Here is a 9,765-nt window from a genome sequence, read left to right as displayed (position 1 = left end):
TGAACTACGTCGATGTTGCACTCCGTCGCGCGCCGGGCGAGGACGGACCAGCGCGGGCCGCCCTATCGGTGCCGGTGGCCCTACGGCGGTGCGAGGAGGTGGCGGGCCTAGACGATTCCGGGCGGCCGCCTGTCCCTGTTCCGGGCCGATAGACCCACCGGGGAGGTCTGACGGTCCTGCCCCGCCGGTCCTGCCGAGATCTACCGTCGGAGACGACGAGGAGGTTCGTGATGCGGGTCTGGACAGTCGATGACGTGATGACGACCGCGGTCGTGACGGTGGACCGCGCTGCTTCGTACCGCGAGGTCGTCGATCTGCTGATCGGGCGGCGTATCAGCGCGGTGCCGGTGGTCGACGATGGGTTGCAGGTGGTAGGGGTCGTCTCCGAAGCCGACCTGCTCCGCAAGATCGAGTATGCGGGGGATCAGAAGCCGCGGTTGTTCGAGGGCCGCCGTCGTCGTGGCGAGCGGGCCAAGGCCACGGTCGGTACCGCTGCGGATCTGATGAGCGCCCCGCCGGTGGTGGCCCGTGTGGGCATGTCGATCGCGGCGGCGGCCCGGCTGATGGACAGCGAGCGGGTCAAGCGGCTCCCGGTACTCGACGAGCAGGGCCGGCTGGTCGGGGTGGTCGCGCGGAGTGACCTGCTGAAGGCTCACCTGCGCCCGGACGACGAGATCCGTGACGATGTGCTGGCCGGAATGCTGGCCGCCTACTTCGCCGACGCCGTCGCCGGCGTGCGGGCGCAGGTGAGCGGTGGCGTTGTCACGCTCACCGGGCAGGTCGAGCAGGCCTCGACCGCGGCGGTCGCCGGGTACGTGACCGGGCAGGTTCCCGGGGTGGTGACCGTGGTCAACACCATCACCTGGGTGCGTGACGACCAGCAGGCCACGACCGGGTTCGGCTTCGGCATTGCCTGATGCCGGTGCCGCCATCGGGTCCCGCGCTGCGCCGACCGGAAAGAGGAGGAAGGCCGTTATGTCGTCGTTGAGTGTCTTCGACCAGTTGGCGATGCACGACTTCGCTGCGGACTTGCCCGCCGCCTGGTTGCACCGGTGGGCCCGGGCCGGGCGGCCCGTGTTCCGTGCCAGCCGCGAGCGACTGTTCGCCGCGGGTGAGTCGGCGACCCGGTTCTGGCTGATCAACTCCGGGGCCGTGGTGCTGGACTTCGCGGTGCCTGGCCGTGGCGACATCGTCGTCGAACGGCTGCGCCAGGGGTCGGTGGTCGGCTGGTCCTGGCTGATGCCACCGTACCGGTGGCGGTTCGGGGCCGTGGTCGCCGAGGACATGCACGCCATTGAGTTCGACGCGGCGATGGTCCGGGACATGATCGCCGACGACGCCGAACTCGGCCGGGACCTCAACGCCCGCTTCCTGACCGTGGTCGCCGACCGGTTGCACGCTGCCCGTCAACGGCTCGCTGAACTGTACGCCTACCCGGACAGTGACCCCGGCGACTACCGCTGAACCACCCTCCGGCCAGACAACCGGTAACCCGGCTGAGAAAGAGAGGCACGGCGGCGATGACGACGTCCTTGGATGCGCAGGTCCTGGCCCGCTGCGTACAGACGGCCACCCTGGCGCCGTCGCTGCACAACAGCCAACCGTGGCGGTTCCGGATCACCGGCGGCACCGTCGAGGTGTTCGCCGACCGCAGTCGGCAACTCGATGTCCTCGACCCTGCCGGTCGGGAACTCCTGATAAGTGTCGGTGCCGCGGTGTTCACTCTGCGCCTCGCGATCGGAATGCAAGGCCGTATCCCGCAGGTGAGCGTCCTGCCCGACCCGGACCTGCCCGACCTGGTCGCTCGCATCCACACGACCGGGACCACCACACCGTCGGCGCAGCTCACCGCCCTGGCTGCGGCGATAACCGGTCGGCACACCAACCGGCGCCCGTTCGCGAACGCCGTCGTACCGGTCGACAGCATGGACCAACTGTGCGCTGCCGCTGCGCAGGAAGGCGCCACCCTGACGAGGGCCGGCGCGGTCGCCCGTGACACGATCATCGGCCTCGGCCGTGCGGCCGAAGCCCGGCTCCGTGACTACGGCGGCTACCGCGCCGAACTCGGCCGCTGGACCACCCCTCGCCCGCACCGCCGTGACGGGATCCCACCGACCTCCTACGGCCCGTGGGACGCCCTCGAACATTTGCCGCTGCGTGACTTCGGGCTGGTCCACCCGCCACGGTCACGCCCGGCTGAACGGTTCGAGGCTACCCGACGATCACGGTCCTGGCCACTGACGGGGACACCCCGGCGGCCTGGGTCCTGGCCGGGCAAGCCCTGCAGCGGGTGCTGCTGACCGCCACCGTCCTGCACCTGGCCACCACCCCGATCAGCCAGCCCATCGAGATCCCCGCTGTGCGGGACTTGCTCACCGACCCGGCCACCGGCCGCACCGCGCAGATGATCATCAGGCTCGGGTATGCGGAACCGGCCGTGGCCACACCCCGCCGGAACCTCGCCGACGTCCTGGAGACGGGGCAACCGTGAAAGCCGCCCGCTTCGGGGCCTACCACAGCGGCCAGCCCAACCAGCTCGTCCGGCTGCTCAACTGGATCGCTGCTGTGCAGCGTGTCACCGGATCATCGCCCGCGTGAGCCGGGCGAGCCTGCAGGCGCCTGGGCCGTACCGTGGCTATCCCGCTGGCCGCCGTTGACCACGGCGGTTCCGGCCCTCAGCGAGTACACGACCGGATCACGTCCCCCACTATCCGCGCCGGGCTGGCGGGATGACAGGTCAGCGCCTGCTGTTGATCACCTCGTGCAGTTCGGTGACGAGGCGGCGCGGCGAGAACGGTTTCGCCAGATAGCGATCGGCGCCGGCATGCAGCCCGGCCTCGACGTCGTACCGATGTGTCCCGGCCGAGTACATCAGAATCGCGGTGTTGCCGATCGCCGGGGTCCGCCGGACGAGCCGGCACAGGTCGATGCCGTTCATGTCCGGCATCCGCACATCGGTGATCAACCCGACCGGGTGGGCACTGCCGAGGATCCGGGCCGCGGCGGCACCGTCACGGGCACCCACCGTCTGATACCCGGCGTCCTCCAACGCGAAGTGCAGCAGGTCACGAATGTCCCGGTCATCCTCCGCGACAAGCACCAGATCCCTTTTCACCATGATCTCCTCCACCTCGGCCGTCCCCCTGCCCTTCGGCCTGCCAGGGCCACCTCCGCACCCACTTGCCGTTGCAGCTCAGGAGCATCCCACGGGCCACGGCGATCACCAGGCACGACCGCCGCCGACAACCGTGATCCACCCGGATCACACCGTGCACCGGCAGCCATGCGGGTGCATCCACTGCCGTCGGTCCGGTAGAGCAGGCGCCGGGAAGGAGCCGAAAGTCCCTGGCCGTCTCGGCCTACCGGACGTGATCATCGAAGTGCGGCTCGATAGGCACCCGAGCCGGACCCCGCCGGCAGGAAAAGGGCAATCTGGCATCGCCTCGCACCGGCCATCGCCTGGTGCCGGCAGCCGACGCCGGGCGGTCGAGTGGACACGAACGGAAGGCAGGTCAAGGCAGTGAGCACACCCGCACCGGCCCTACCGGTCACAGCTGCACCCACCGGCGACACCCGCCCGGTAGGCCGCTACGCCACACCGACCGGCGAACCGTGTCCCTACACCCAGCGCGCCGACGGGTCGGTCGACGGCGACGGCGCCTGCCGTGGCTGCGGGACGTGCCTGCTCGGTGCCGGCTGGCAGACCTGACCCCACCCGCCCGGCAAGCTCAGGTACACGCCGACCCGAAGACACACCTCGCCGGGCGCCCGACCCCCACACCGGGCCTTTCCCGGACCAGACCAGCTCCCGTGTACCCCTGCCGGCCTGCTGATCATCGGACGTTGAGCGGCCGGCCGGTACCGGTCGGCCCTGCCGACAACCACCCCCGCGGATTTAACCTCACCTCATGCGCAGTGCCCTGTCGGTGACCGCGAAGCCGCCCGTCGTGGCCGGCGTCGGCGAGTTGCCCGGCTCCCTGCTCACCGTGGACGCCGCCGCCGCTGAAGCGGTACGCCGGGGCGTCGCGTTGACACTGGTACGCGCACGCCGTCACGAACCGGGCGCGCCACCAGCGGACCCGACCGCAGCACCGGCGACCCTGACCCGCGGCCGCGACCTGCTCGATCTGGCCGCGCACCGGGTGCGGACACAGGCCCCGGGCCTGCCGGTCACCACCGAATGGACCCGGGACAGCCCGGTCAGCGCGCTGCTGCATCACTCAACATCTGCCTGCCTGCTCGTGACGGGTCACCACGACACGGCAGGACCAGCCTCGGCATGGGGATCAACCACCACACAACTGTCCCGTCTCAGCGCCTGCCCGTTACTGGTCTGCCGCGGACCCGCCTGCCGATACGGCCCGGTCGTCGCCGTGGCAGACAACCACAGCGCCATCCTGGACACCGCCTACGACATCGCCGTTCGCGACGGTAGCCCTCTTATCGTCGTCGACATGCAGACCGCCGTACCCGCAGACTCGCCCCGGTCGTCACCACCGGCGGGGGACGTCGCCGACGTCATCGACCGGTGGCGAAGCAACCGCCCGCAGCCGCAGGTGGACCGCGTCGTCGTCACCGAATCCGACCTGATCCACACGGTGGCCAGAGCTTCCTGGCGTGGCCGCCTCCTGATCGGCGGTCTGGACAGCACCGGCACACTGACCGACCTGTTCCGCCAATCGACGAGCCTTCTACCCATCGGCCAGCGGTTGTGTCCCGTCCTGCTCCTACCCCTGTCCCGGCCCGCTGGGTAACACGGCATCGGCGGCGGTGTACCGGGCACAGCCCTACCGCCGGGGCTCGGCCGATGACAGCGGCGCTGCCGGCCCGGACACGGCATGCGTGATCACCGGGAAGCGAACCATAGGCCAGCCCACCCACAACACGTCCCTGCCATCACCCCTGCTGCTGCCGCCACCGTCGAACGTGTCCATGGCTCGGGCATGATGCGTTTTCCACCGAAGGTCGTGCTGGTCGCTGCCCAGCGTTCCGGCAATGATCACCGCGATGAGCTCAGCCGGGGCGAGCACGATGAGTACCAACTCCATACCTGCCGGCATACGCCGAACCGATCCCGGCTCCGTGCCCAACGGAGGTGACCTTGGCCGGTCACTGCCGTAGGGCACTGCGTAGACCAATCAGCGTCTCCCCACAGCTCACACGTCGAGGTGACAGCGGCCCCGCGCAGCCGGCCGGCAGACGGCGATCGAGGCGTCAGAGGTCACGCGACGAGGAAGGAACGACCAGGACGGGCCGGTGAGCATGATGCAGGGTGGCCATGGCGACGCTGCCCAGGATGATCTCGGCTGCGGCGGAGCGCCCTCGGGACCCCACGACGACAGCGGCCGCCTGATGTTCCCGCGCACATACGGCCAACGCCTCGGCTACCGCTCGCCCCGTTGTGCCGTGCCCCCGAGGCACCTGGAGCACGGTCGCTGGCCGGTCACCGCCGTGGAGGGTCGCTACTGGCTGATCCACGTCGTCGCCGGCCGAGACGGCCAGCAGGTCCCGGCCCGGCAGCAGAGTGCGGGCCGCGGCGAGCGCTGCCGTCGCGCCGGGGGAGGCATCCCAGCCAACGACGACCGGACCGGACGCGAGTGCGGCGTACTCGTCGGTCAGCAGCGGCTGGGGAATGACCAACACCGGACACGGGCTGTAATGCACGGCCATGTCGGAGACGCTGCCCAGAAAAGCGCGAGCACCGCCCAGACCACGGGACCCGACCAATAGCAGATCCGCCGACACCTCCTTCGCGAGCTGTGCCAGGTACACGCCCTCACCGCCGTGGGCCTGCCGGATCAGCGGCCGGCCGTCCCAGTGCGCAGCGCGGGCGAGCACGACACCGGTCGCGGCCACCCGCACGGCGTCCTGCTCGCCTTCGCGTTCGATCGCGGCGACGAGACCGTCGAGATCACCATTGCGTTTCCAGAGCCTCGACCGGACCTCATCGTTGGCGTACGGAGCCGTCCAGAGATACGCGATCGATGCGGACACGTTCGGGAACAGCCGAGCCGCCACCTCGATCGCCGCGTTCGCTGGCGGAGACCCGTCGTAGGCCACCAGAACCTGCAGAGACTCCGAACCGCTCACCGGGCGTCCTCTCCGGTACCACAGGCACCTGACGTCTTGCATGACCTCGTTCACGGGCGATCTGCCGAGCAGCCCCGTCGCTGGCACCCGCGAATGCCGGCGCCGCAGGTGTTCTCGGCCGGGTGGATTCTATCGACGCGACAGCGGGGAAAGCCCGTTGTACGGCCGGTCCGGGGTACCGGGTGCCGGTGAACCGCACAGGCGTTGCGCCGTACCGGACGAGCTGACATTGCCCGGCACACATCCCGCCACGAAACCGCTGCCGGATCTCTGCCCGGGGTTGCCACGCCGCCGGAGCAGGCGCAACCGGTGTACAGCGTTCTGGGCCGGCCACCAACGGTGGGTGGCATCCGGCGTTGACGACGCGGGTCGCCGCCACCGGCAGTGGCCAACGCCGGACATGCGGTTCCCGGGACGCCCCATCCATCAATGCCGGAAGCTGCCGACGATGTCGGTCAGCTCCGTTGCCAGCCGGGTCAGATCATCGGCAGCCTGCTGCGTCGTGCGGGCTCCTTCAGCGGTCGAGGCTGCCACATCGGCGACCCCGGAGACGGTCCGGGCCACATCGCCGCTGTTACCGGCGGCCTCGGTGACCGACCGGCTCATCTCCGCCGTCGTGGCGGTCTGCTCCTCGACTGCGGAGGCGATGGTAGTCGTGTAATCGCCGATGTGGCCGATCACGTCAGTGATCTCCTCGATCGCGTCCGCTGCGGCGGCGCTGGACGTCTGGATCGCGCTAATCCGGGTGGTGATCTCCTCGGTGGCCTTGGCGGTCTGCTGGGCCAGTTCCTTGACCTCCCCGGCGACCACCGCGAACCCCTTGCCGAGTTCACCGGCCCGGGCCGCCTCGATGGTCGCGTTCAAGGCCAGCAGATTGGTTTGCTCGGCGATGCTGGTGATCAGTTTGACCACCTCGCCGATCTCGGCGCTCGCCGATCCGAGTTCGGCGACCTGCGCGGTAGTACGTTCGGCGACGGTCTTGGCCTTCTGCGCGACCTGGGCTGCCTGACCGGCGTTCGCGGCGATCTCGCTGATCGACGCGCTCATCTCGTCGGCGCCGGCCGCGATTGCCTGGACCCCGACGTTGACCTCCTCGGAGGCGTGCGTCGCCGACGTCGCCCGCTGCGCGACAGCCCCAGCACCGGACTGCAACTGGGTGCTGACCGCTGACAGCTCCTCGGCCGCTGCCGCCAGACTCACTGCAGTCTGCGCCATCCGGCCGCCGATCACGTCACGCAACCGGGCAGTGGTCGCGTTCAACACCGTTCCGAGCTGCCCGAGCTCGTCACGAGACCGGGCCGGTGCCGTAGCGGTGAGATCCCCCTGCTCGACGCGGTGCAAGACACTGACCATGCCCGCCACCGCGGTACTGACCGTCCGGGCGGCCACGATACCGACCGCGAGAGCCAGGGCCACCCCGGCGACCAGGATGGTGATCAACAGGTTGCGCGCGAAAACGTACGTCGACTGGGCACGGTCCGCCCCTGCCTTGGCCTGTGCCCGTTCCAGTTCGTCGAGTGCGATCAGCGCGGTGCTGAGCCGGTCGAAGCTCTTGTCGTAGGTCGTGTTCACCGCGGCGAAGGCCGCCGCGGTCCGCCCCGCCCGGCTCGCTGGTAGGACCTGTTCGTCAGCGATCGTGCGGGATGCCAGCAACGCGGACTGGAACTCGTCGCGGGCTGTCTTCTCCTGCGCGGTGGCCCCGCCTGCGGCGTACTGCTCCCACAACGTGTCAACCTCGCTGCGGAAGGCGACGAGTTCCTGCTCCAGTTCCTTCATAGCGGCGTCACCGTCGCTGATCACGTGCCGCAGGATCGTCGCTCGGACCTCGTTGACGTTGCCGTCAATACCGGCGAGAGCCGTAATCGGAAGCAGATTGCCCTCGTAGATTCCGCCGCCGGCTTCGTCTACCTTGCCGAGCTCGACGATGCCGAGCACACCGACGCCTACCGCGGCCATCAGACCGAGCAGCACCGCCGATAGGACCTTGCCGAGGACCGGTAGATCCGCCCACGGCCGGCGCTGCCGCTGGAGACCGTCACCTGTCATCGCACTGTTCACCGGGCCTCTCACCTTCACCGACGGCGGCCGCTGCCGACAGTTGTCCGATACTCAGCGAATACCACCGGGGCGCACGATGTGACCAGAAACGCGGAGAGGGTCGTTCCCGCCGCATCGCCGATCCGTCTGCTGTGCCGTACATGCGGTGCCCAGCAGATCGGCGAACGGCATCGATGTTGCTCTGCAGGGGTGTGGCATCGCCGAAGGGAATGTCGTACCTCGCTGGCATTATCTGTCTATGCCTGCCGACCCTCAGCAAACGATCGACTACGCGCCCTACATTCGGCGGACGCTGGATGGAGCGGACCGTCCCATGCTGGTCGAACAGCTTTACGCCCGGTGGAGCGCCAACATCGCAAGTGCGAGCGCGCCGGAGCACGTGCAGTTCCGGATCCTCAATCAGTGGCCGGCACCCGGCCAGGCATGGGAGACCCTCCAAGAACCCATCCAGCAGCTCGTCGCCGAGGGCTCGATCGTCATGTGCACCAACACCGACCCGGCCGAGCACCCTGAGTACCACCTCACCCAGGGCCATGACAGGTTCACCGCCTTCTTCTCGCAGGGCCCGACACCCCTGGTGCTGCGCTATCTGGCCACGCCACAGGGCTCCATTGCCTGGCGTGGGATCCTCACCGACCGCGAGCGGGCCGCGAGGCACACTGAAGAAGTCGAACAGAAATGGCGTGATTCGCTCCGCGAGGCCATACGTGCGCGTGCCGGTATCCGGCCAGTGACGGTCGGCACCATGGCCTTCAAATATTCCTGCAAGCGCCACGAAACACGTTGGGCGATCAACGAGCTCATCGCCGCCGGCCGACTTCAGCCCGCGGGAAAGACCCTCTGGGGGGCGTCGCGGTGGGAGGCCGTCCCGGCTACCGAGTACGAACAAGAGGCGGCCTGACGGCATCTGTGCCTGCTCGACCAAGGTCACGTTCACCTCGCGGACCTGCCGATCGACGCGCACAGGGCTTCATCGAGGTGGCGGCCACGGCCGGGCCGGTCAGTCTCGGTCACCTGGATGGCGGGAATCGGAGAGTTCGCCGTGTGGCGGCTGCGGACCGCAGCCCGTCGGCTGTATCGTCCGCGGTGGCTGTCTCGTGCCAGCCTGTCTCGTCCGTGCACACCGGGTGTGCCCGGTCGTGTCCTGCCCGCGCCAGGACCGCCGTGTGGCGAGGTCGAAGGGTCTGCGACTCGCCGTCGATCCCGCCATGCCGCCCTCATCGGGCGTCTCGTTCATGGCGAAGGAGCGCGGTGGCTTTCGCGGAGGAGACGTCGTGGCACGAGATCGCGCCCGTAAGGCCCAGCAACGGGCGAACGCGGCCGCCGCCGGCGTGGCGTACAGCAAAGCGCCAGCCCGGCGGCCTGAACACCTCGGCCGGCTACAGCCATGCTGGGAAGGCTGCCGGTCGCAGTACACGGCGTGGAACAACGCCGCCGGGTCGGTGACCTGGTGCGCCTGGGGTGAGCACCCGGTCTGCGTTGACTGTCAGCGCCAGCCGGTGGCGACGGAGTTCGCCGTCTGCGGTGACTGCGAGAATGCCGCAGCCCTCGCTGAAGCAGATCGATGGCGTGCCGAGGAAACCCGGGGCATGCACGAGCGGTGCCGCAAGGCCTGCA

11 protein-coding genes are annotated in these 9,765 nt (G+C 69.3%); 7 read left to right on the top strand and 4 right to left on the bottom strand.

The features are described 5' to 3' along the window. The first annotated feature begins 230 nt into the window (after positions 1–230). Genes AB0E94_RS22700 through AB0E94_RS22685 form a run of 4 tightly spaced genes read left to right on the top strand, consistent with a single transcriptional unit; the run spans position 231 to position 2,491 of the window. Positions 231–917, top strand: coding sequence for a CBS domain-containing protein (locus tag AB0E94_RS22700; RefSeq protein ID WP_360329121.1), 687 nt, complete (start codon positions 231–233; stop codon positions 915–917). Positions 918–975: 58 nt separating this feature from the next. Further along, the gene (locus tag AB0E94_RS22695; protein WP_360329119.1) at positions 976–1,464 is read left to right on the top strand and encodes a cyclic nucleotide-binding domain-containing protein; all 489 of its coding nucleotides are present in this window, start codon (positions 976–978) and stop codon (positions 1,462–1,464) included. A gap of 56 nt (positions 1,465–1,520) precedes the next feature. Further along, positions 1,521–2,300 (top strand): hypothetical protein, encoded by a 780-nt coding sequence (locus AB0E94_RS22690; protein WP_360329118.1) that lies wholly within the window; start codon positions 1,521–1,523, stop codon positions 2,298–2,300. Then, on the top strand, positions 2,222–2,491 hold the full coding sequence (locus tag AB0E94_RS22685; protein WP_360329171.1) for a hypothetical protein: 270 nt from the start codon (positions 2,222–2,224) through the stop codon (positions 2,489–2,491). Before AB0E94_RS22690 ends, AB0E94_RS22685 begins: the two co-directional genes overlap by 79 nt. 246 nt (positions 2,492–2,737) lie before the next feature. Here the strand turns inward: AB0E94_RS22685 and AB0E94_RS22680 are convergent, their stop codons facing one another. After that, entirely contained in the window at positions 2,738–3,115 is a 378-nt protein-coding gene (locus AB0E94_RS22680; RefSeq protein WP_360329116.1) for a response regulator, read from the bottom strand. Between the two features lie 405 nt (positions 3,116–3,520). Between AB0E94_RS22680 and AB0E94_RS22675 the strand changes: the two genes are divergently transcribed. Together AB0E94_RS22675 and AB0E94_RS22670 are read left to right on the top strand one after the other, a co-directional pair. Continuing rightward, the gene (locus AB0E94_RS22675; protein WP_360329114.1) at positions 3,521–3,709 is read left to right on the top strand and encodes a hypothetical protein; all 189 of its coding nucleotides are present in this window, start codon (positions 3,521–3,523) and stop codon (positions 3,707–3,709) included. A gap of 199 nt (positions 3,710–3,908) precedes the next feature. Continuing rightward, positions 3,909–4,754 carry a universal stress protein gene (locus tag AB0E94_RS22670; RefSeq protein ID WP_360329112.1) on the top strand — a complete coding sequence of 282 codons (846 nt, stop codon included), beginning with the start codon at positions 3,909–3,911 and terminating at the stop codon, positions 4,752–4,754. 33 nt (positions 4,755–4,787) lie between these two features. Here AB0E94_RS22670 and AB0E94_RS22665 read toward each other — a convergent pair whose 3' ends face one another. The 3 genes from AB0E94_RS22665 to AB0E94_RS22655 all read right to left on the bottom strand — a co-directional run bounded on the left by AB0E94_RS22665 (position 4,788) and on the right by AB0E94_RS22655 (position 8,148). After that, complete coding sequence (locus AB0E94_RS22665; protein WP_360329110.1) at positions 4,788–5,048, bottom strand: hypothetical protein; 261 nt, start codon at positions 5,046–5,048, stop codon at positions 4,788–4,790. Between the two features lie 166 nt (positions 5,049–5,214). After that, positions 5,215–6,144, bottom strand: coding sequence for a universal stress protein (locus AB0E94_RS22660; protein WP_360329108.1), 930 nt, complete (start codon positions 6,142–6,144; stop codon positions 5,215–5,217). Between the two features lie 372 nt (positions 6,145–6,516). Next, positions 6,517–8,148 carry a methyl-accepting chemotaxis protein gene (locus tag AB0E94_RS22655; RefSeq protein WP_360329106.1) on the bottom strand — a complete coding sequence of 544 codons (1,632 nt, stop codon included), beginning with the start codon at positions 8,146–8,148 and terminating at the stop codon, positions 6,517–6,519. 145 nt (positions 8,149–8,293) lie between these two features. On the opposite strand from AB0E94_RS22655, the gene AB0E94_RS22650 reads away from it, so the two are divergent. Continuing rightward, entirely contained in the window at positions 8,294–9,049 is a 756-nt protein-coding gene (locus AB0E94_RS22650; RefSeq protein ID WP_360329104.1) for a hypothetical protein, read from the top strand. Positions 9,050–9,765 lie beyond the last annotated feature (716 nt).

It is taken from the genome of Actinoplanes sp. NPDC026670, from assembly GCF_040638175.1.
GTDB lineage: Bacteria > Actinomycetota > Actinomycetes > Mycobacteriales > Micromonosporaceae > Actinoplanes.
Note: the sequence above shows the minus strand (reverse complement) of the source record. Positions and strands in the feature narration are given on the sequence as shown.